23 protein-coding genes are annotated in these 20,711 nt (G+C 71.9%); 15 read left to right on the top strand and 8 right to left on the bottom strand.

All coding sequences use genetic code 11. The features are described from left to right. Window positions 1–6: 6 nt before the first annotated feature. Complete coding sequence (locus M3M55_RS01175; protein WP_249010995.1) at window positions 7–1,527, top strand: NAD(P)/FAD-dependent oxidoreductase; 1,521 nt, start codon at window positions 7–9, stop codon at window positions 1,525–1,527. Between the two features lie 79 nt (window positions 1,528–1,606). Continuing rightward, window positions 1,607–2,080, top strand: a complete 474-nt coding sequence (locus M3M55_RS01170; protein WP_249010994.1) for a hypothetical protein — start codon at window positions 1,607–1,609, stop codon at window positions 2,078–2,080. A 44-nt stretch (window positions 2,081–2,124) separates the two neighbouring features. Here M3M55_RS01170 and M3M55_RS01165 read toward each other — a convergent pair whose 3' ends face one another. After that, a complete protein-coding gene (locus M3M55_RS01165) occupies window positions 2,125–2,910 on the bottom strand; it encodes a FadR/GntR family transcriptional regulator (RefSeq protein WP_249010993.1) in 786 nt (261 codons plus the stop codon). A gap of 195 nt (window positions 2,911–3,105) precedes the next feature. On the opposite strand from M3M55_RS01165, the gene M3M55_RS01160 reads away from it, so the two are divergent. From M3M55_RS01160 to M3M55_RS01140, 5 genes are all read left to right on the top strand, one after another. Next, a complete protein-coding gene (locus M3M55_RS01160) occupies window positions 3,106–4,041 on the top strand; it encodes a PfkB family carbohydrate kinase (protein WP_249010992.1) in 936 nt (311 codons plus the stop codon). A gap of 195 nt (window positions 4,042–4,236) precedes the next feature. Beyond that, window positions 4,237–4,524 carry a hypothetical protein gene (locus M3M55_RS01155; protein WP_249010991.1) on the top strand — a complete coding sequence of 96 codons (288 nt, stop codon included), beginning with the start codon at window positions 4,237–4,239 and terminating at the stop codon, window positions 4,522–4,524. Between the two features lie 64 nt (window positions 4,525–4,588). Continuing rightward, on the top strand, window positions 4,589–5,227 hold the full coding sequence (dcd, locus tag M3M55_RS01150; protein WP_249010990.1) for a dCTP deaminase: 639 nt from the start codon (window positions 4,589–4,591) through the stop codon (window positions 5,225–5,227). After that, the gene (locus M3M55_RS01145; protein ID WP_249010989.1) at window positions 5,217–6,548 is read left to right on the top strand and encodes a citrate synthase; all 1,332 of its coding nucleotides are present in this window, start codon (window positions 5,217–5,219) and stop codon (window positions 6,546–6,548) included. Before dcd ends, M3M55_RS01145 begins: the two co-directional genes overlap by 11 nt. Before the next feature lie 51 nt (window positions 6,549–6,599). Then, on the top strand, window positions 6,600–7,037 hold the full coding sequence (locus M3M55_RS01140) for a cupin domain-containing protein (protein ID WP_249010988.1): 438 nt from the start codon (window positions 6,600–6,602) through the stop codon (window positions 7,035–7,037). A 61-nt stretch (window positions 7,038–7,098) separates the two neighbouring features. Here M3M55_RS01140 and M3M55_RS01135 read toward each other — a convergent pair whose 3' ends face one another. Continuing rightward, on the bottom strand, window positions 7,099–7,863 hold the full coding sequence (locus M3M55_RS01135) for a M48 family metallopeptidase (protein WP_256469028.1): 765 nt from the start codon (window positions 7,861–7,863) through the stop codon (window positions 7,099–7,101). On the opposite strand from M3M55_RS01135, the gene M3M55_RS01130 reads away from it, so the two are divergent. Further along, on the top strand, window positions 7,796–8,221 hold the full coding sequence (locus M3M55_RS01130) for a GNAT family N-acetyltransferase (protein WP_249010986.1): 426 nt from the start codon (window positions 7,796–7,798) through the stop codon (window positions 8,219–8,221). The two genes, M3M55_RS01135 and M3M55_RS01130, sit on opposite strands and share 68 nt — an antisense overlap. Here M3M55_RS01130 and metF read toward each other — a convergent pair. Both metF and M3M55_RS01120 read right to left on the bottom strand, forming a co-directional pair. Then, window positions 8,144–9,049, bottom strand: a complete 906-nt coding sequence (metF, locus tag M3M55_RS01125) for a methylenetetrahydrofolate reductase [NAD(P)H] (protein ID WP_249010985.1) — start codon at window positions 9,047–9,049, stop codon at window positions 8,144–8,146. The genes M3M55_RS01130 and metF overlap by 78 nt on opposite strands. 44 nt (window positions 9,050–9,093) lie before the next feature. Continuing rightward, the gene (locus M3M55_RS01120) at window positions 9,094–10,086 is read right to left on the bottom strand and encodes an MBL fold metallo-hydrolase (RefSeq protein ID WP_249010984.1); all 993 of its coding nucleotides are present in this window, start codon (window positions 10,084–10,086) and stop codon (window positions 9,094–9,096) included. Between the two features lie 33 nt (window positions 10,087–10,119). Here M3M55_RS01120 and M3M55_RS01115 point away from each other — a divergent pair, with 33 nt between their 5' ends. From M3M55_RS01115 to pyk, 5 genes are all read left to right on the top strand, one after another. After that, a complete protein-coding gene (locus tag M3M55_RS01115) occupies window positions 10,120–11,304 on the top strand; it encodes an MBL fold metallo-hydrolase (RefSeq protein WP_249010983.1) in 1,185 nt (394 codons plus the stop codon). 43 nt (window positions 11,305–11,347) lie between these two features. Further along, window positions 11,348–11,719 (top strand): hypothetical protein, encoded by a 372-nt coding sequence (locus tag M3M55_RS01110; protein ID WP_249010982.1) that lies wholly within the window; start codon window positions 11,348–11,350, stop codon window positions 11,717–11,719. Between the two features lie 59 nt (window positions 11,720–11,778). Further along, window positions 11,779–12,855 (top strand): aminopeptidase, encoded by a 1,077-nt coding sequence (locus M3M55_RS01105; RefSeq protein ID WP_249010981.1) that lies wholly within the window; start codon window positions 11,779–11,781, stop codon window positions 12,853–12,855. A 229-nt stretch (window positions 12,856–13,084) separates the two neighbouring features. Continuing rightward, window positions 13,085–13,453, top strand: a complete 369-nt coding sequence (locus M3M55_RS01100) for a hypothetical protein (protein ID WP_249010980.1) — start codon at window positions 13,085–13,087, stop codon at window positions 13,451–13,453. Between the two features lie 33 nt (window positions 13,454–13,486). Beyond that, window positions 13,487–14,893, top strand: coding sequence for a pyruvate kinase (gene pyk / locus M3M55_RS01095; RefSeq protein WP_249010979.1), 1,407 nt, complete (start codon window positions 13,487–13,489; stop codon window positions 14,891–14,893). A 69-nt stretch (window positions 14,894–14,962) separates the two neighbouring features. Here the strand turns inward: pyk and M3M55_RS01090 are convergent, their stop codons facing one another. From M3M55_RS01090 to M3M55_RS01075, 4 genes are read right to left on the bottom strand one after another with little or no spacing between them, the layout of a single operon-like run. After that, entirely contained in the window at window positions 14,963–16,345 is a 1,383-nt protein-coding gene (locus tag M3M55_RS01090; protein ID WP_249010978.1) for an AarF/ABC1/UbiB kinase family protein, read from the bottom strand. After that, window positions 16,342–17,139 (bottom strand): MBL fold metallo-hydrolase, encoded by a 798-nt coding sequence (locus M3M55_RS01085; protein ID WP_249010977.1) that lies wholly within the window; start codon window positions 17,137–17,139, stop codon window positions 16,342–16,344. The genes M3M55_RS01090 and M3M55_RS01085 overlap by 4 nt, the downstream gene beginning before the upstream one ends. A gap of 11 nt (window positions 17,140–17,150) precedes the next feature. Further along, on the bottom strand, window positions 17,151–18,794 hold the full coding sequence (locus M3M55_RS01080) for an MFS transporter (RefSeq protein WP_249010976.1): 1,644 nt from the start codon (window positions 18,792–18,794) through the stop codon (window positions 17,151–17,153). A gap of 13 nt (window positions 18,795–18,807) precedes the next feature. Further along, entirely contained in the window at window positions 18,808–19,470 is a 663-nt protein-coding gene (locus tag M3M55_RS01075) for a GntR family transcriptional regulator (protein ID WP_249010975.1), read from the bottom strand. Window positions 19,471–19,589: 119 nt separating this feature from the next. Here M3M55_RS01075 and M3M55_RS01070 point away from each other — a divergent pair, with 119 nt between their 5' ends. Together M3M55_RS01070 and M3M55_RS01065 are read left to right on the top strand one after the other, a co-directional pair. Continuing rightward, window positions 19,590–20,288 (top strand): NUDIX hydrolase, encoded by a 699-nt coding sequence (locus M3M55_RS01070; RefSeq protein ID WP_249010974.1) that lies wholly within the window; start codon window positions 19,590–19,592, stop codon window positions 20,286–20,288. Beyond that, window positions 20,288–20,698, top strand: coding sequence for a hypothetical protein (locus M3M55_RS01065; protein ID WP_249010973.1), 411 nt, complete (start codon window positions 20,288–20,290; stop codon window positions 20,696–20,698). Before M3M55_RS01070 ends, M3M55_RS01065 begins: the two co-directional genes overlap by 1 nt. The last annotated feature ends 13 nt before the right edge of the window (window positions 20,699–20,711 follow it).

The raw sequence follows: 20,711 nt of genomic DNA, 5'->3' as shown, positions 1-20,711 counted from the left end.
CACTTCATGCCTGACACCCAGATGGTTCCGTCCGTCCCCGGCGGAGCCGACATCTCCTCTGACCGGCCCGTGGTCGTCCTCGGGGGCGGTCCGGCCGGGCTGACTGCCGCCTACCAGCTGGTCAAGGCGGGCAAGCCGGTGATCGTGCTCGAATCGACCGGCCAGCTCGGCGGAATCGCCCGCACCACGGTCAAGGAAGGGTTCCGCTTCGACCTCGGCGGCCACCGCTTCTTCACCAAGGTCCAGGAGGTCGACGACCTCTGGCATGAGATCGTCGGCGCCGAATTCCTCAAGCGGCCGCGTCAATCCCGGATCTACTGGAACGACAAGTTCCTCGAGTATCCGCTTGAGGGAATGGACGTGATCCGCAAGCTCGGCCTGTGGGAGCTGACGCTGTGCATGCTCTCCTACCTGTGGGCGATGCTCAAGCCCAAGGGCAGCGAGGACACCTTTGAGGAGTGGGTCTCCAACCGGTTCGGGCGACGCCTCTACAACCACTTCTTCAAGACCTACACGGAGAAGCTGTGGGGGGTGAAGGCGACCGAGATCCGCGCCGAATGGGCGGCTCAGCGGATCAAGGGCCTGTCCTTCTTCGCTGCCGCCAAGGCCGCGTTCTTCGGCAACAAGGGCAACAAGATCAAGTCGCTCATCTCCGAGTTCAACTATCCCAAGTACGGACCCGGCCAGATGTGGGAGCTGATGGCCGAGGCGATCACCTCCCAGGGCGGCGAGATCCGCCTCAACGCCCCGGTGACCAAGCTGAAGATCGAGAATCAGCGCATCACCGAGGTCGTCGCCGGTGGTGAGACGCTCACCCCGAGCCACGTGATCTCCTCTCTGCCCCTGCGCACGACCGTCGGCATCGCCGAGCCGGAGGCGCCGGTCGAGGTACGAGACGCCGCCCGCGGTCTCCGCTACCGCGAGTTCCTCACGGTGCTGCTGGTGATCAGCGGCCACGATCTCTTCCCCGACAACTGGATCTACATCCACCAGCCGGGGGTCCAGGTGCTGCGCATCCAGAACTTCAAATCCTGGAGCCCGTACATGGTCCCAGAGGGCTCCACCGACGCCTCCGTCGGGATGGAGTACTTCTGTTTCGAGGGCGATGAACTCTGGAACACCGAGGACGAGAAGCTCGTGGCGATGGCCGCGGAGGAGATCGAGAAGCTCCACCTCGCCCGGGCCGCCGACGTCAAGTTCGGCTTTGTCGAACGGGTGCACAAGGCCTATCCGATCTACGACGAGCTCTACGCCGAGCGGGTCCGGACGATCCGCAACTGGCTCGACTCGGACCTCAAGAACCTCACCCAGGTCGGGCGCAACGGCCTCCACCGCTACAACAACTCCGACCACTCGATGCTGACGGCGATGCGGGCGGTCGAGAACATCCTGCGGGGAACCGACCACGACATCTGGTCGGTCAACGTCGAGAGCGTGTACCACGAGGAGGTTCACGACTCGGAGAACCCCTACGCCAAGGACCAGCACACGCCGGCGATGGACGGTCCCCTCGCCTCGGACCGCTAGTGGCGATCGCGGGGGCGCAGTGACGGGGGGGCGGGGGAGGCGCCGGCGCGGGTCGGCGCTGACGGTCCTCGCGCTAGCGATGGTCCTGCCCGGCGCGGCGGCGGCCTCGACGACCACGGTCGCCCATGCGCCCACCGCCGCGGCGGCCCCGAAGGCGACCGTCACGGTCCCGGCGAGTTCCACGCCGACGGCGAGCCCGCCCCCGGGGGTGGCGAGCACAAGCCCGTTCTCGGTCGGGTTGCCCCAGCCTCAGACGACCACGCCGACCGTCAGCACCCCCGGGGTGACAACGACCGCGAGCACCTCCGCAGGGGGCTTCAGCGCCCTCGACGCCCTGCTCATCGCCGCGGGGGTGGCGATCGTCATCGTCGGTATCTCCGTCTACGTTGTCCGTGACGCGCGTCGCACCGCGCGCGCCCTCGGCCACAGCGGCACCGAGGATGACGGCCGGCGGCCCCGCGGCAGCGGCTCCAAGGCGCCCCCCAGACCTCGCAAGCTGTCCGCCCAGGAGCGCCGCCGGCGCAAGCGCGGACGCGCTCCGCGGCGCCGCTGACCGGGCCGCAGATCGCTCGAACCCTGAGGCAACTCCGCGCCGGATCAGAACCGCGGCAGCAGACCGGCGAGGATGTGCTCAGTGCCCTGGAGGTGGTCGACCATCGCTGCGGCCGCGCCCGGCTGGTCGCCCTTCTTCACCGCCCGCAGCAGTCGGCGGTGCTGCTGGTTGGAGGAGATGAGGATCTCCTGAGGGTGGGGGATGAGCTCGATCAGCCCGGTGATGGCTCCCTGGACCTCGGTCATCACGGGCACGAGGGCGGGGCTGTGGGTCGCCTCCGCGAGCCCGACGTGGAAGCGAATGTCCGCCTGGCGGTAGGCGCGCCAGTCGTCGTTGAGCCCGGCGATCGTCTCGAGCAGTTCCTCGAGCACGGCGACCGCCTCCGGATCGGCTCGCCGCGCGGCGAGCACGGCGACGCCGACCTCGACGGTGAGTCGGCGGTCACAGGTCTCGCGCCAGTGGGCGATGACGAGGTTGGAGAGCGGCGCCGACGGCGGCTGCGGGTCGGCGACGAAGGTGCCTCCCCCGCGACCGCGGGTCGCGTGGAGATGGCCGGACTGGCCGAGGGCGACGAGGGCCTGGCGCAGGGTGGATCGGGCGATCCCGAGCCGGGTGCACAGTTCCCGCTCGGCGGGGAGCCGTGTCCCGGGCGGGAGCAGGCCGAGCTTGATCGCCGTGCCGAGCCGGTCGACGGTCTCCTCAAAGGCCGTCAGCGACCGGACCGGCGCGAACACCGCATCGAGTGAGACGGCGGTCTCCAGGGAAGGACTGACCGTCAGGCCCGAATCGGGCGCTGTCTCCATCTCCGCCTCCTGGGCGCTTGCGCTCACCGTCACACGGTCCTCGTCAGTCACTGAGTCGATGTCGATCCGCCGAGCTCGTCCCCCGGGCCCGCTCGGCCATCCTGCCGCCGGGCAGGCGCGAGAGACGGTATCGAGGCGGGGCCGCCCGCGCCACCCCTCCCTGCCACGGCCGAACGGCTCTGCACCGGAGCCGCCGGCCGCGCCCGGCTACCCTCCCTGCCCATGTCCCTCACGGTCGTCGGCTCGATCGCCTTTGACGCGGTCCGCACTCCCTTTGGTGAGCGTCCCCGGATGCTCGGCGGCTCGGCCGTCCACTTCGCCCTGGCGGCCTCGTTCTTCGATCGCGTCCGCATCGTCGGGCCCGTCGGGGACGACTGGAGCCCGGCGGAGGAGGCGGTCCTCAGCGGGCGCGGCGTCGTCTGTGAGGACATCGTCCACGTTCGGGGCGGCCGAACCTTCTTCTGGTCCGGGGTCTACGGCTGGGACCTCAACGACCGTGAGACCCTCGACACCCAGCTCGGCGTGTTCGAGGGGTTCGCGCCGCGTCTCTCCCCGGCGGCCGCCGCCGCAGACGTGCTGTTCCTCGCCAACATCCAGCCCGACCTGCAACGGGCCGTCCGGACCCAGGCGCGCGACGCCCGCTTTGTCGCGCTCGATTCGATGAACCTGTGGATTGAGGTGGCGCGCGACGCGCTCGTCGCCGCCATCTCTGAGGTCGACTGCGTGATCCTCAACGACGCCGAGCTGCGCCAGCTCACCGGTGCCCCCAACCTCATCCGGGCGGCGCGGGAGGTCCTCGGCTGGGGTCCGAGCGCCGTCGTCGCCAAACAGGGGGAGTACGGTGCCGCTCTCATCACGGCTGACGGTTTCTTCTCCCTGCCCGCCTTCCCGCTCGCCGACGTGCGCGATCCGACCGGCGCCGGGGACACCTTCGCCGGCGGGCTCGTCGGCTACGTCGCGGCGCACCCGGAGGAGCCGGTCGACCTCGGCCTGCTCCGCCGGGCGATGGCCTACGGGACCGCGCTCGCCTCCTTCAACGTCGAGGAGTTCGGGACCGAGCGGGTCGCCCGGCTCACCGGTGCCGAGATCACCGACCGGGTGCGGGCACTCGCCACGCTCACGCAGTTCGAGGTCGACGACCTCGAACTGCGACCCTGACACCGGCCCCGCCCACCCGCCTGCCCGCCGGGCCCGCCGGCACCGCCCGCCCGCCGGCACCGCCCGCCCGCCGGCACCGCCCGCCCGCCGGCACCGCCGGCACCGCCCGCCCGCCCCGCCCGCTGTGCCTGCCACGGCGGGCCCCACGGCCGGGCCCCGCGGAGGTTGACCGCCCGTTAGCATTGCGTGTCCGCCATGCTGCTCAACCTCTGGCACCTGATCGAAAACCGGTTGCCGCTCGTCGTCCTCGCGCTCGTCCTCTGGTGGTTCATCCGCGAGGAGCCCGAGGACGCGCCCTCCGGCGAGGATGACGGCGGCCAGCGCATCGAGCCGCTGCCGGCGGTGCACCCGCGCCGCCCCCGGCCCGGTGGCCGTGGGCCCCGTCCCCGCGGGCCCCACGGGGAGCCCGTCCCGGCCTCCCCGGACCGCGTTCGCGCCGTGCGGGCCCACCCACGGACGTCTCGGCGCCAACGTGTCCGCTGAGGATCCCGGCCATCGGTGACGGCGACGGCCCCGCCGCCGTCACGGGCTGGCACACTGCCCGACCGTGTCCGTTCTCTCCGACGCGACGATCCGTGAGCTGATCGCCGCCCAGACGATCACGATCGACCCGTGGCAGGAGGCCAACCTCCAGCCGGCCTCGGTCGATCTCCGGCTCGGCGACAGCTTCCGGGTCTTCCACAACCACCGGGTCGCCTGCATCGACCTGCACAACCCGCCGGCGAATCTGACCGAGGAGGTGCTGATCGCCGAAGGGGACGCCTTCGTCATCCACCCGGGGGAGTTCGCGCTCGGGCGCACCCTCGAATACGTCGCCCTCCCCGATGACATCGTCGCCCGGATCGAGGGCAAGTCGTCCCTCGGGCGCCTTGGGCTGATCGTCCATGCGACCGCCGGCTTCTGTGACCCCGGCTTCGAGGGCACCCTCACCCTCGAGCTGAACAATCTCACGCGCGTCCCGATCCTCCTCTACCCCGGCGTCCCGATCGCCCAGCTCTCCTTCATGGCGCTCGACCGCCCCGCGCAGCGTCCCTACGGCAGCCCCGGCCTGGGCAGCCACTACCAGGGTCAGCGGGCGGCGACCGAGAGCCGCTACGGGAGCCGGCCACAGAGGTCCGATCAACTAGAGTCAGAGGCGAATCTGGACCCTGGACCGACCGCGAGAGAGGAACGCGATGGCGACTGAATCGGCAGTGACCGAGAACGGGACCGGCGCCGGCGCAGCCGAGACGCTGACGATCACCGACAACCGGACCGGCCAGACCTACGAGGTCCCGATCGAGGACGGCACGATCCGCGCGACCGAGCTGCGCAAGATCAAGGCCTCCGAGGACGACTTCGGGATCATGACCTATGACCCGGCGTACATGAACACCGCGTCCTGCCGGTCGGCGATCACCTACATCGACGGGGATCGCGGCATCCTCGAGTACCGGGGCTATCCGATCGAACAGCTCGCCGAGAAGTCGACCTACCTCGAGGTCGCCTACCTGCTCATCCACGGAGAGCTGCCCGACCAGCGCCAGTTGGAGGAGTGGACCCACCAGGTGACGATGCACACCTTCGTGCATGAGAACGTCAAGGAGTTCATGCAGGGCTTCCGCTACGACGCCCACCCGATGGGCATGCTGCTCGCCTCCGTCGGCGCCCTCTCGACCTTCTACCCCGAGGCGGCCCAGATCAAGGACACCGACAACCGGTACCTGCAGGTGATCCGGCTGATCGCCAAGATGCCGACGCTCGCGGCGTTCTCCTACCGCCACAACCAGGGCAAGCCCTACGTCTACCCGGACAACGACCTCTCCTACGCGGGCAACTTCCTCTCGATGATCTACAAGATGACCGAGCTCAAGTACCAGCCCGACCCGCGGCTCGAGCACGCCCTCGACGTCCTCTTCATCCTCCACGCCGACCACGAGCAGAACTGCTCGACGAGTGCCGTCCGCTCGGTCGGCTCCAGCCAGGTCGACCCCTACTCGGCGGTCGCCGCCGGCGTCGCCGCGCTCTATGGCCCCCTCCACGGCGGGGCCAACGAGGCGGTCCTACGGATGCTGCGTCGGATCGGCTCGACCGAGAACATCCCGGACTTCATCGCCGGGGTCAAGAGCGGCAACGAGCGGCTGATGGGCTTCGGGCACCGCGTCTACAAGAACTTCGACCCGCGAGCGAAGATCATCAAGCAGGCGGTCGAGGAGGTGTTCGAGGTGACGGGCAAGAACCCGCTCCTCCACATCGCCACCGAGCTCGAGAAGATCGCCCTCGAGGACGAGTACTTCGTCAAGCGCAAGCTGTACCCGAATGTCGACTTCTACTCGGGCCTCATCTACGAGGCGCTCGGGATGCCGGTGGAGATGTTCCCGGTCCTCTTCGCGATCGGCCGCACGGCCGGCTGGATCGCCCAGTGGCTGGAGATGATCGACGACTCCGAGCAGAAGATCGCCCGTCCCCGCCAGATCTACACCGGCGCGCGCACCGTCGACTACGTGCCCGTCTCGGCCCGCGGCTGAGCGTGGAGACCCTGATGACTCCAACCGCCGTCCCCCACCGGAGGAGCTGTGATGAGTGACCTGCCCGACGGAGTCGGGACCGCCCGGCTCGACGCCGCCGCCGCCGACCGCTTCCTGCGCCTCCGTGACGCCCTCGGCGTCACGTCCTTCGGGATCAACAAGCTCGTCCTCACCCCCCGCCAGCGCAACCGGATCCACCGCCACACGGGCCAGGAGGAGGTCTACGTCGTGCTCGCCGGTGAGCTCACCCTCGCCGTCGAGGGGGTCGAGCACCGCTTCGGCGCCGGGGAGATCGTCCGGGTCGCCCCGGCGGTCCGGCGCCAGCTGATCAACCGCGGGCCGGCCGACCTCGAGCTGCTCGTGCTCGGCTCGATGGTCGATCGCGCCCACGTCTCCCGGGACGCGGAGGCGTTCGCCGACTGGGCCGACAGCGAGCCGGGCACCCCCCAGACGGTCCCGCTGCCCGAGGACCTGCCTGCGGGCGCCTGACCGCTCCGCCGCTCCGCGCCCGCCGGCCGCGACCGCCAGCGGCCCCGCCGGCCGGTCCGGCTCACAGCACGAGGCTTGCCCCGTGCCGGGCCAGCCAGGCCCGCGGTTCGGCGTAGCCGGGCAGGTGCTCGCCCAGCAGCGCCCAGAACCGCGGGGAGTGGTCCATCACCGCGAGGTGGCAGACCTCGTGCCAGACGACGTAGTCGAGGATCTCCGGCGGGGCGAGGAGCAGCCGCCAGTTGAAGCTCATCGCGCCGCGCGCCGAACAGCTCGCCCACCGGGTCGCCTGGCCGCGGATCGTCAGCCCGTGGTAGGTGAGGCCGGCGCGGGCACAGGCGGCGTCGAGACGCCAGGCGACCTCCCGCGCGGCCTGGCGGCGGTACCAGCGTTCGATCGCGGGCTGGCGTTGCTCCTGGTCTGCCGGGACCAGGAGCACGTCGGCGCGGCGGTGGGCGCGCTGGCGCCCGGCCTCCCCGACGACCGTCAGCCACGCGCCGAGGTACGGCAGCCGCCCGCCACGGGCGGCGAGGGCGGCGGCGGTCGTGGCGACGGCGGCGCGGCGCCTGGCGATCCACGGAGCGAGCTCGCGCACCGCGGCCAGCGCCGCGGCCTCCGGGATCCGGCGGGGCAGCACGACGGTGACCGTGCCGTCCACCTCGACGGCGACCCGGACCCGACGGGCTCGATCAGAGCGGCGGATCCGGTACGCGAGCGCCTCGCCTCCCGCGGGCGCTAGGGTGCCGTCCGTGACTCCCCCGATGCCCGATCCCCCCGCCCGTCTGTCCGGTGCGCTCGTCGATCTGCGGCCGATCTCAGACTGGGACATTCCCGAGATTCTCATCGCTCATGAGGACGACCGGTCCCTCGCGGCCCGGCTCGGGCTCGCGCGCCCCCCCTCAGGCGCGGAGCTCGGCGCCGAGGTCGAGCAGGCGGCCGCCGACTGGGCGGCGGGGACGCTCAAGCTGACCCTCGTCCAGCCCGGTTCGGAGGACTGCTGTGGCCGGCTCGTCATCGATGCGATCGATTCGTCGGCCGGGCGGGCGCGCGTGACCGTCTGGGTCGCCCCGCGCCTGCGCGGTCGCGGCCTCGCCCGGGAGGCACGCGTTCTAGCCACCGACTGGCTTGGGCGCCGCTGCGGGGTGGGCGAGCTTGAGTGCGCTGAGGATCGCCCGCGTCGCGGGTGACCGGTTGAGCGTGTAGAAGTGGATTCCCGGTGCGCCGTGGGCGAGCAGCTCGGCGCACTGCAGTGTCGCGTAGGCGACGCCGAGCTCGGCGACCGACTCCGGGTCGTCGGCGCGCTGCTCGAGTTGCTCGAGGAGGCCGGAGGGAATCGACGCCCCGCACAACCCGGTGATCCGCTTGATCTGCGCGACGTTGGTGATCGGCATGATTCCCGGGAGGATCGGGACCTCGATCCCGGCGAACCGGGCGGCGTCCACGAAGCGGAAATAGGCGCCGTTGTCAAAGAACAGCTGCGTGATCAGCACCCCGGCGCCGCGGTCGACCTTTGCCTTGAGGTGCTGGAGATCGGTGAGCGGGTCGGTCGCCTCCGGGTGCACCTCCGGGTAGGCGGCGGCGGCGACGCCCAGGGCGGGGAACTCCCGCCGGGCGAGATCGATCAGCTCGGCGGCGTGGCGGAGCCCCTCGGGGTGGGGCTGCCAGCTCGTTGCCCCCTGGGGCGGATCTCCGCGGAGGGCGAGCACGTTCTCGATGCCTGCCTCCGCAAGGTCCTCGAGCGTCCGGCGCAGGTCGCCTATCGAGGCTCCGACGCAGGTGAGGTGGGCCATCGCCTCGATCCCGAGATCGGCCTTGAGCCACTTGGTGATCTCGAGCGTGCGGGCGCGTGTGCTGCCTCCCGCTCCGTAGGTGACCGAGGCGAACGCCGGCTCGAGCTCACGCAGCTGGGCGAGGGTGGCCCGCAGGTTCGCCTCCCCCTCATCGGTCTTGGGCGGGGAGAACTCGAAACTGAACACCGGCCCGTCACGACCGGTGATGATCTCATCGATGAGCACGGCGTGAGACTAACAACCTTGACACGATTATGTCAAGGTTACGTTCAGGCCTGGCGCCACCGTTCGGCGTCCTCGGGCCCGTCCCGCTCCCGCCGCACCGCCCCGGCCCGCTCGAGGTGGGTGAGGTAGGAGAGCGTCTCGGGGAGACGCCAGCTCGCGGTGATCGGGGTGAGCGGCTCGCCGAAGATGCCCGGGACGAGCTCGAGGGCGGTGAGCGGCATGTCGGCGAGGCCGGCGAGCGTCGCGCGCAGGCGCTCCTGCACGAGGTCCCGGTTGGCGCGGATGTGAGCGTCCACGTCACTGAAGGGGCGCCCATGCCCGGACACGCAGAGGCGCGCATCGAGGGCTTCGACGGTGTCGAGTCCGCCGAGGAACTCGGCGATCGGATCAGGGGTCCAGCCGTAGTCGAAGTACAGCGAGACACGACCGAGCAGGTGGTCGCCGGAGATGAGCACGCGCGACTCGGGGGCGAACAGGCAGACGTGGGATGGCGCATGACCCGGGGTGTCGTAGACGACGAGCGGACCGAGATCGCTCTCCAGCGTCACCCCACCGGTGAGCGGGTGGTCGGCGGCGACGAACGCGGCGATCCCCGAGGGGAGGTCGCGGTAGTGCTCGAGGAAGCTGCGCAGCGGCCGGTCGGGCACCCCGCTCTGGCGGCCGATCTCGTACCGCCGCGCGAGCGCGCCGTCCGGATCGCCGTACCCCGCGCGGGCGTGATCGATGTCGGGGTGCATCCACAGGGGGGCGCCGGTGCGCGCCACAACCGTCGCCGCCTGGCCGTAGTGGTCGGCGTGGGCGTGGGTGATGACGAGGTGGGTGACCTGGTCGAGGGTGAGCCCGACCTGGGTGAGGGCGTACTCGAGCTGATCGAGCGAGCCGTCCTGGTGCATGCCACAGTCGACGAGGATGAGACCGTCCCCGGCCCGGACCGCCCACGCGTTGCAGTGGGGAACTCCCGGCCAGGGGAGCGGGAGGCGAAGCCGGAACAGCCCGGGGAGGATCCGTTCGCCGCGCCCAAGTTCCGGTCTGCTCATGGGCCCAGACGATATGGGAAACTCGGACGTCGAATGGCCTCCAGCTCAGAGACAGCCCGACTGTGCGTTCGCGCCCTCGGGCGCCGCGACCTCGACGGTGCGCTCGTCCACTGGCGGGCCGGCGCGACCGTCCAGCTCCCCGGCCAAGGGCCCATCACCGCGCCTGGGGGTCTGCGACAGGTCCTCGAGACGCTCCTCGGCGCGGTTCCCGACCTGCGCGTCGAGGAGCTCGAGACGACGACATACCGCGAGCGCTGCGTCATCCACTGGCGGGCGCGGGGGACCTTCGCCGGGTCCGGTGGGCTCGCCGGGTTTCCCGCCAACGGTCGCACCCTCGACGTCGAGGGTGCCGCCCTCCTCACCGTCCACGACGGGCAGATCGACTCCGCACGCGTCTTCTACGACCGCGCCGGCGTATGCGCCGTCCTCGGCCTCGGGGACGGCCGCCATGGCCGCCGCCGCCGGGCCGCCACGGCCCGGATCGGGGCTCGGTTCGTCCGCCCCCTCCGCGGTGGGGAGGCGAGGGTGATCGCACCCGGTGTGTGGATGGTGAGCGCCCACGCGCCGGCGTCGATGAACGTCTACCTGATCGCCGAGCCCGACGGTGGAGTCACCGTGTTCGACGCCGGAGTGGCGAGCATGGGGCCGGCGATCGCCGCCGCCGCCGCCCGGCTCGGCGGGCTGTCCCGGGTCATCCTCGGCCACGCCGACTGCGATCACCGCGGCGGCGCGGCCGGGCTCGCGGCGCCGATCTTCTGCCACCCGCTCGAGCGCGCGGCCGCCGAGTCCGCCGCCCACCAGCGTGACTACTGGGACCTCGGTCGCCTCGGGCCGCTCGCCCGCGCGCAGTTCCCTCTGCTCTTCCGCCTCTGGGACGGCGGGCCCTTGTCAGTCGCCGGCACCGTCGCGGCCGGTGATCGGGTCGGCGGTTTCGAGGTTCTCGATCTGCCCGGGCACGCACCGGGACTGATCGGCCTGTTCCGGGAGGAGGACGGTCTGGCGATCTGTTCCGATGTCCTCTACACCCTCGACGTCGAGACCGGCCGGTCGGGGCCGCCGCGACTGCCCCATCCCGCCTTCGACCAGGACGTCGAGCAGGCCCGGAGGTCGCTGCTTGCCCTCGCCGACCGCGAGCCGCGCGTCGTCTGGGTCGGCCACTCCCACCCGGTCTCGGGGATGGATGTCCCCGGGCAACTGCGAGCCGCGGCGGAGGCGTGATGGCGACTCCGTCGCCACGCCACGCCACGGCGGCGGTGCGCTGATGGGCCGCCGTGCGCGTCGCCGAGAGGCGGGCGGCGACGCCGGGGCGCCGGCCTTCGTCGCCCCGACCGCGACCTTCACCGACCCGGACGGCAACACTCTCGAGCTGCGCGGTTCGCTCACGCTCAAGGCTCGCCAGGAGTACGCCGGTGTCCTTCACGGCGGGAACGACCGGGAGGACGCCTGGCAGCGGGCGGCCGAACTGCTCTTTGAGCGGCTCGCCGTCGCCTGGACGATCGACGGCGTCACCGCCGCCTCCCAGCGTGAGCTGCTCGGCCGCTACCGCGCGGCGACTCCCGGGGAGCGCCGCTTTGTCCGCGACTGCCTCCGTGCCCACGCCGCCGAATGGTTCCCCGAGCTCGACGCCCCATAGGCAATCCATCCACGTCCAGCCACCCAAAGCCGGCGCAACTCGATAGCCAGGAGAAGACGATGACGCTCGACCCCGACGCCTTTGCCGCGCTGATCTGCGACTGGTGCCTGGAGGTGCAGCCGGGCCAGACGGTGGTGATCGACACGACGACGGCCGCCGAGCCCGCGCTCAGCGCCCTCTCCGGCGCGTTGCTTGACCGCGACGCCTGGCCGGAGTTCAAGCTCACCCTCCCCGGTCAGGAACGGCTCTTCTTCGACCGCGCCCGCGACCGCCACCTCGACACGGAGCCGCCGGCGCGCCGGGCCGTCTTTGACTCGATGGACGCCTGGTGCCACCTCGTCGCGCCGACCGTGCGCGAGCCTCTCGCCGGGGTCGAGCCGGGCCGCCTCTCCCGCTTCCTGACCGCGATGCGCCCCCTCACCGAGCAACGCCTGTCCAAGCGCTGGGCGATCTCGATCTGGCCGACGCCCGCCCTTGCCGAGGAGGCGGAGATGGGCCTGGAGGCCTACACCGCCTTCCTCACGGGCGCTCTGTTCCTCGATCGGCCCGATCCGATCGCGGCCTGGCGGGAGCTGTCGGCCCGCCAGCAGGTCCTCGTCGAGCGGCTCACCCCGGCCCGTGAGGTGCGCATCCAGTCGGCCGGCACCGATCTCACCCTCACCGTCACCGGCCGGCGCTGGCAGAACTCCGACGGGCGCCGGAACATGCCCTCCGGCGAGGTCTTCACCAGCCCGCTCGAGGGGAGTGCGAACGGCCAGATCACCTTCGACGTCCCCTCCAACCTCGGGGCCCGGGTGAGCGAGGTGGTCCTCACCTTCGTCGACGGCGTCGTCACCTCGGCCGCAGCCGCGGAGGGCGACGATCTCCTCCAGGCCCAACTGGCGACCGACGCGGGTGCCCGCCGCCTCGGCGAGATCGGGATCGGGACCAACCCCGGTATCGACCGGGCGACCGGCTCGACGCTGCTCGACGAGAAGATCGGCGGCAGCATCCATCTCGCCCTCGGCAACAGCTACCCGGAGTGTGGCGGGGTCAACGAGTCCGCGATCCACTGGGACCTCGTCTGCGACCTCCGCGGCGGCGGCGAGATCACCGTGGACGGTGAGACCCTCAGCCGGGACGGCGTCTTTCTCTGAGTCGCCGTCCGGGTGGTGTGGGGTACCGGATCGTGAAATGAGCGTCGTCGCCGGCCGGCGTTTCACCATTCGGGTCGCTGGACGCACCTGATCGTGCTCGCACCTCGCCGCGGGGATGAAAAGGCACGATTCGGGTCGCGCAGATGCCCTCGGACATGGGTGGCGACGCGCTTGGGCGGCCCACCCTCGCCGCCGAACGGGAACTCCCTCATCCTGCTGAGGCTCAAGGATGAGCGCCGCCACGCCTGCGGATGAGGGGGCCGGCACCGACCGGTCCGCCGCCCCGCCCCCGACCACCCCCAGCGCGAGCCGACCCGCCACCGGACCCCCGCCGGGCGGCGTCCACCGCCGTCGGGGCGGTGGACACGCCCGCCTCACTCGGACGGGCGCCGCCGCTGGGGCGCTCGCCGTCGCCGACGCCCGGTCCGCGACCGCCGGCGGCCGCCGGATCGCCCGCACGGCCGCGGAGACGAACACCGCAAGGCTGCGGGTGCTCGAGCTCTGGACCGGCCGGATCCTCTCTGAGCCGACCCGCGGGCGGGCCGGCTCAGAGAGGAGATCCGCCGATTCGATGCGCCGTGGGAGGGGGAGACGATAAGTTGGGGTGACCATGGAGCGGACCCACCCCTAGATGCGCCGCACGAAGATCGTCGCGACGATCGGCCCCGCATCCCGTGAGCCGGACGTGCTCGCCCGGCTCGTGGAGGCGGGACTCGACGTCGCCCGGCTCAACTTCTCCCACGGCGATCGCGACACCCACTCAGAGAACGTCGACCGGATCCGGGAGGCCTCCTCACGGGCCGGCCGCCCCGTTGCGATCCTCCAGGACCTGCCCGGACCGAAGCTGCGAATCGGGGCCCTCAGCGGCGGCATCGCCGAGCTCAAGGGCGGCCAGGCGCTCACCCTCTGCTGTGGCTCCTCCGAAGAGGGCAACGAGCAGCGGATGTCGGTCAGCTGGGCCGGCCTCGCCGACGCCGTCGACCCCCAGGACGTGGTCTACCTCGCCGATGGGGCGATCCGGCTGCGCGTCGAGGCCGTCCGCGCGGGCGCGGGTGAGGTCGACACGATCGTCGAGATCCCCGGCAGCGTCGCCTCCCGCCAGGGTCTCAACATCCCCGGCTCCACCCGCGGGCTGCGCGCCGTCCCCGAGGAGGACCTCGAGATGCTCGCCTTCGGCGAGTCGATCGGCGTCGACCTCGTCGCCCTCTCCTTCGTTCGCAGCGCCGAGGACGTCACCTCGGTGCGCAAGCACACCCGCCTGCCGCTGATCGCCAAGATCGAGAAGCCCCAGGCGGTCGAGGCGGCCGAGGACATCATCCGCGCCGCCGACTGCGTGATGGTCGCCCGCGGCGACCTCGGGATCGAACTGCCGATCGAGGACGTGCCGAGCGCCCAGAAGCGGCTCTTGCGCCTGGCCGGGCAGCTCGCCCGACCGTCGATCACCGCCACTCAGATGCTCGACTCGATGGTCCGCGCCTCCCGCCCGACCCGGGCGGAGGCGACCGACGTGGCCAACGCGATCTACGACGGCACGGACGCGGTGATGCTCTCCCAGGAGACCGCCGTCGGCCAGTACGCGGTGGAGGCGGTCGAGATGATGGCCGCGATCGCCGAGCGGACCGAGCGGGAGCTCCCCTACATCGACTGGATCGAGGGGCGCGTACGCCGTGACGCGCGCGACCCCGCCTACACGCTCGCCTACAGCGCCTGCCAGGCCGCCCGCGAGCTGCACCTCGACGCGATCGTCACCCCGACCCTCAGCGGCCGCAGCGCCCGGCTCGTTTCCGCCCACCGCCCGAACGTGCCGATCTTCGCCCTCTCCCCCGGCCGCGAGACGGTCCGCCGCTGCGGCCTGATGTGGGGAGTGGAGGCCGCGAGCATGCGCCGCCACGAGGTCACCGAGAGCCTGATCGCCGACGCCTGCCGCCGCGTCGTCGAGCTCGGCTGGGTCAAGCCGGGCGCACGCATCGCGATCACCGCCGGTCTCCCGAGCGGCCGGCCGGGGACCACGTCACTGCTGCAGATCCAGCGCGTCTGAGGGTCTGAGGGGTTCGGGCCCGCGGGCGGTCCTCCGGGCCGGTGGTCCCGGTCGACCACCGGCCCGCCCTCAGCGACCGTAGAAGGCCGCTTCGAGAGCGCCGAGCTCGGTTGCGGGCGGGTCCGAGTAGAACCACTCGCGGGCGATCCGGTGAAAGTTGCCGCGGGCGCGGAGCTGGGAGAGGACGGCCAGGCACATCACCTCCATCCGTGCGGCGAAGATGTGGTCCGGCGGCGCGTTCTCGTGGCGCATCTGGCTGAAGTACTCCGAGCGGGGGTCACTGACGTCGATCACGACCCGAGTCGTCAGCTCGCGGGTGATCTCGATCTCGCCGGCGTCGACGGTGTACCAGTGGGAGGCGTCCCGGAGCTGGGCGAGAACCCGCTCGGGGTCAAAGCGCGACGGGTCGCTGAAGATCCCGACCTCGGTCCCGAGGGCGAGGACGCGCTCGGCGTCCCCCTCGATGATCGCCCGGTGCACGGCGATCTCCGCCTCGACGGCGGCGGCGGGCATCGACTTGAACAGCCCGAAGTCGAAGAAGGCCATCCGGCCGTCGTCCAAGAGCAGCGAGTTGCCCGGGTGGGGATCCCCCGAGAACTGGTGGTGGCGGAAGAGGCAGCCGAAGTAGAAGCGGAAGATCATCTCGCCGATCCGGTTCCGCTCGGCCTGGGACCGCTCCTTCAGCGCCTCAAAGCCGGTCCCCTCGACGAACTCGCTGACGAGCACGCGCTCCCGGCAGAGGTCGCCGATCACATCGGGGATCACGAAGAACGGGTGGCCGCGATGGAGCCGGGCGAGGGTCCGCTGGTTGGTCGCCTCCAGCTCGTAGTCGAGCTCCTCGAAGATCCGCTCCTGGATCTCCCGGCCCATCGCCTGGGCGTCCATCCCCGGCGCGATCCGCTTGGCGAGCCGAAGGATCATCCCGAGGTTCTTCATGTCCGCGCGGACGGCGGCCGCGACGCCGGGGTACTGGACCTTGACGGCGACCCGTCGGCCGTCGGCGGCGAGCGTCGCCTCATACACCTGACCGATCGAGGCGGCGGCGATCGGCTCGGGGTTGAAGTCGGCAAAGACACGGGAGATCGGCTCGCCGAGGTCGGATTCGATCACCTTCGCCATCGCGGCGAAGGAGACCTTCGGCGCCGAATCACGCAGCTCGGCAAGCTTGGCCTGGAACTCGGCCTGGTATTCGGGCGGGACGATCCCGGCGTCGAGGACCGAGAGGACCTGGCCGACCTTCATCGCCGCGCCCTTCATCGTCCCGAGGGCGGCGACGATCTGCTCGGCCGCCTGGATGTTGCGCCGCTCGGCGGCGGCCCGGCGTCCCTCGTCGTCACGGGCGAGGTTCGCCGTCTTGGTCCCGGCGCTGCGCACCGCCTGGCCCGCGGCGAGGCGCCCGAGCCGGGCGGTGCGGATCAAGCGCGAGGTCGGGATCTTGTCGGCGTCGCTCACGCCGACCCCGGGGTGGGCGGCGCCGGGACGGTCTGGCCGGCGGCCGCGAGCCAGGAGCCGGGGATGATGTCGTCGCTGCCGTCGGCCCAGCGGATCCACAGCTTCTCACCCCCGTCGTAGTCACGGGCGGCGCAGACGACGGTCGCCGGACCCGGTTCGGGCAGCGGGCCCGCGACGGTGCAGGGACGCTCTCCCTCCGGATCCAGGCCGCGCCAGACCCGGACGAACGGGTTGTGCTCCCGTTCGTCGGCGACGGTCGTCGGTCCGCTGTGGCCGGGGTGGATCACCGTCTCGGGCGGGAGGGTGAGCAGGACGTCCATCACCGAGTGCCGGAGGTCGCCGAAGCTGGTCGCCCCGGGGGCGTTGACGCCGCCGACCGACCCGGCGAACAGGGTGTCTCCCGTGAACACATCGCGGTCACCGACGAGGAAGGCGAGCATCCCGCCGGTGTGGCCGGGGGTGGCCAGCGCCGTGACCTCGAGGCCGGCGAAGGTGTGGACGGTGCCCGGTTCGATCGCCTCGGTCGGGGAGTCGATGCTGTAGCGCTCGGTCGGATGGGCGAGCGCGACCGCGCCCGGGCAGCGTGTGAGGACGGCATCGAGCTCGTCGACGTGGTCGTGATGGTGGTGGGTGATCAGCACGTGGCTGAGCCGCCGCCCGGTCCGCTCGAGGATGTCGAGGAGCGGCGCGACCGGCCCGCCGGCGTCGATCAGGAGGGCCTCCTCCCCGCCCTCGGCGTACACGAGGTAGGTGTTGGAGAGCCAGCGGGTCGACTGCGAGGCGGCGATGACCACAGGGGAGAAGGCTAGTGGGCCGGGTCCGGCGACCCCCGGCCGGGGCCGGGGCGGTAGTCTGAGGCGGAGCGCAGATGGCCGACCCGACGTCCAAGATCCCCTATCTGCTCGAGCGGCTCGCTCAGGGCGTCGCCGCCCATGACCGCGAGAACCCCGGACATCACACCTGGGGGATCGGGATGACCCACTTCGACATCGAGCGGCTCGACCTCGAGGAGGGGGAGGAGATCCTGCCCGGCATCGTTCTGCAGGCCGACAGCGGGGTCACCGGCGCCTTCCGGGTGCTCTGTGACGGCAACCATGGCGCCGGGCTCGAGGAGGAGGAGTCCGAGTCCGTCGACGCGGTCGCCGACAGCGACGAGGAGTTCGCCGGGGAGGACGAGCGGGAGCTCGCTCCGGTGCGACCCGCGGGTCCGGGCTGGCCCTCTCGTGAACATGAAGGTGAGGCCCCGCCGCCGATCCGGCCGCCGTTCTGAACCTGCACGGGCTGGGGTGAGGACCGCGAGCCCGCAGAGGAGCGCGAGGCCGGTCAGGGTTCCGAGGGCGAGCACGGTCTGGCCCGAGATCGCGATCGCGGTCGGGACGAGAAAGCCGACGTAGGCGAGGGCGTAGAAGATCCCGGTGCTGCGCGCGAGATCGTCGGGCGGGCTGATCCGCGCCAGCTCCGGGAGTCCGGTGGCGATCGCCAGGCCGAGGGCGCTCCCGAGCACGACCGCGCAGACGCCGCCGAGCCACCACAGGCCGGCGGCGGCCGTCACCGTCGCGAGGCCCATCCCGAGGGCCACCATCCCCAGCGCGGCGGTGAGGCCGCGGGGTCGGTGCGGGTGGTCGAACCGGTGCGCGAGCGGCTGGATGACAAAGCCGGCGGCCATCGTGACGACGGTGAGGCCGGTGGCGTACAGCAGCGCCGACTGCCCGATCCGGGGCGCGAGGGTCTCCGGGATCGTCGCGTAGGCGACGCCGCCGGCCGCGAAGACCCACGGTGCGAGCGGGAGGATCCGGCGACGGAAGCCGGTCGTCGCCAGGACGGCCGGCCAGCCGGTCGGGGCCGGTCCGGGGGTGACGGGGGCAGCGGGGGAGGGGGACCCCGGCCGGGGCGACCTGAGGACGAGCGCGAGCAGCACCGGGGCGGTGAGGGCGGCGTGGACCCAGTAGGGCAGGGACTCCGGCAGCGGTCCGAACTGGGCGAGCAGTCCGGCGACGCCCGCTCCAAGGCCGAGCCCGGCGGTGAGCGCGAGGGAGCCGCGCCGGGCCCCGGTCGCCCCCGAGGCGCCGCCCGCGCGGCTGAGTTCGAGCACCCATGTGCTGCCGACGGCCATCGCAAGGCCGATCCCGACCCCGCACAGCACCCGCCCGAGCGCAAGCAGGGGCAGGGTGCCGGCGGAGAGGGCGAGGCTGCCGAGCAGCGAGCTCGTGACGGCGACGAGGATCAGCGGCCGGCGGCCGTGGCGGTCCGAGCGGCCGCCGCCGAGCAGGAGCGCGGGGATGAGGCCCATCACGTAGGCCCCGAGCAGCGCGTCGACGACCACCTCGGAGAAGTGGTTGCGCTCGCGGTAGAGGACGAGCAACGGGGTGAACTGGTTGCCGCCCCATCCGCAGCAGAACATCGCCGCGGCAGCGAGTGTCCAGTCAGAGCGTCGGTGTGAGTGCCGCACGGGAAGCGCCCACTCAGAGCGTCGGGGCGAGCGCCACATGAGTGTCACGCAGGTGACCCCAGAGGACGGAGCTGAAGCCCGCTCCGTCCCCGTCGACGGCCCGGCGGAGGAGATCGCGATGCTCGGGGAGGAAGTGGACAAGGCGGGACTCATTGACCTGAATGGCGAGGGCGGTCATCCGGCGCTGGCGGTCGGCGAGGGTCGCATAGAACCCGGTGGCGATCGCGTTCTCGGCGGCGCGCACGAGGTCGCCATGGAAGCGCTCGTCGGCGGCGATGAAGCCCGAGATGTCCCCGGCCTCGAGCGCCCGTGCCTGGTCGGCGATCGCCGCGGCGGCGGGGTCGAGGCGCCGCTCGCGGGCGGCCGGAGCGAGCCGGCTCAGCCGGGTGACCGCCCCGAGCTCGAGCGCATGGCGCACCTCGAGCAGGTCGACCGCCTCAGTCGGGGTGAGCGGCGTCACGACCGCTCCGCGCCGGGGCATCAGGGTCAGCAGGCCCTCGGCGGCGAGCCGGACGAACGCCTCCCGGGCCGGGGTACGGCTCACCTGCAGGGAACGGGCGACCTCCGCCTCGCTCAGCAGGGCGCCGCCCGGGGTCGCGCCCGAGATGATCGCCTCCTTCGTCGTCGCGTAGACACGGTCGGCGGCGGAGGCCGAGGTTGGGGGCGAGCTGAGCACACGGCAAGCATACCAAGTTGCATGCAAGTTCGCATGCCACCTGCGCTGCTCGATCGGTCCCGGCGGATGCCGGCGGGCTCGAGCCGCTCTCGGGGTGGCGGCGGTAGGGTTCTCAGCCGGTGACCGAGACCCGTGGACACGACGATGCCGGTGATGGCGAGATGGTCGGGCGCTGGGTGCTCGCTCGCGGTCCGTGGCCGCCGGGGGCGGTGCGTGTCGGCTGGCGCAGCGACCCCTTCCGTCCCGATGCGGCGGCTACGGAGGAGGCGGACCGCCTCCTCCGTGCCCTTGCGGACAGGGGCTCGCCCTCCCACGACGGGCTCGCGGCTCGGCTCGTCTCCTACGACGCGAGCCCGACGGCGCTCGCCCTCGAACTCCAGCCTGTCCGCTGGGCGCTGCGGCTGATCGACGGCGGCGCGGTGTCGAGCATCTCGGCGCTCTGTGTCGTGCGGTCAGCCGATGGGCGCTGGCTCGCCGGACGGCGGGCGGCGTGGGTCGCCTCCTGGGCTGGGCGCTGGGCGCTCGGGGCCGGTGGGGCGGTCGAGGTCGACGAGGACCCGACCGACACGCTCTCCCGGGAGCTGGCCGAGGAGTGGTCGGTCCGCGCCGAGCGCCTCAGCGTCGAGGCGCTGGTCAAGGCGGCCAACGGCAACGTCCTGTTCATCGGCCAGGCCTGGCTCGCGCCCGGCGCCGAGGTGACCCCCGACCACGAGCACGACGCCCACGCCTGGTGGCCCGCCGACGTCGACGCCTGGCCGGCGGAAGCCGACCCGCCCCTGTGTGAACTCGGCCGGATGCTCAGCCCTGGAGCGGCGTGATGGCGAGCGCGGACCTCAAGAGCCTCGAGGGTCTCCGTGCCGGGTCGGCCCCGCCCGCCCTGTTCGCCCGGACGATCACGCTCGGCCGGCTCGAGGCGATCTCCTTCCTCCACTCCTGCATCTATCTCGGGCTGCTCGTCTGCGCCTTCATCCTCGCCAACCCTCAGCCGGTCACGACGGTCCTCGGCTTCGGTCACGGACTGCTCTGGATCGCCATGTCGCTCGTCTGCATCGGCGCCGCTCGTTACCGGATCATTCCGTGGTGGCTGGCCGTCTGTGTTGCCGTGCTCGGCGGGATCGGGCCGTTCTTCGGGACCGGCGGCTTCGTCATCGAGAGTCGCCGGCGGGCGGCGGCCACCGCTGGATCCCTCAACCAATCCTCACCGGAGTCAGACCATGCAGATCGCTAGGATGGGAACTCAG

The sequence above is a fragment of the Conexibacter sp. DBS9H8 genome (assembly GCF_023330685.1).
Classification (GTDB): Bacteria; Actinomycetota; Thermoleophilia; order Solirubrobacterales; family Solirubrobacteraceae; genus Palsa-465.
Note: the sequence above shows the minus strand (reverse complement) of the source record. Positions and strands in the feature narration are given on the sequence as shown.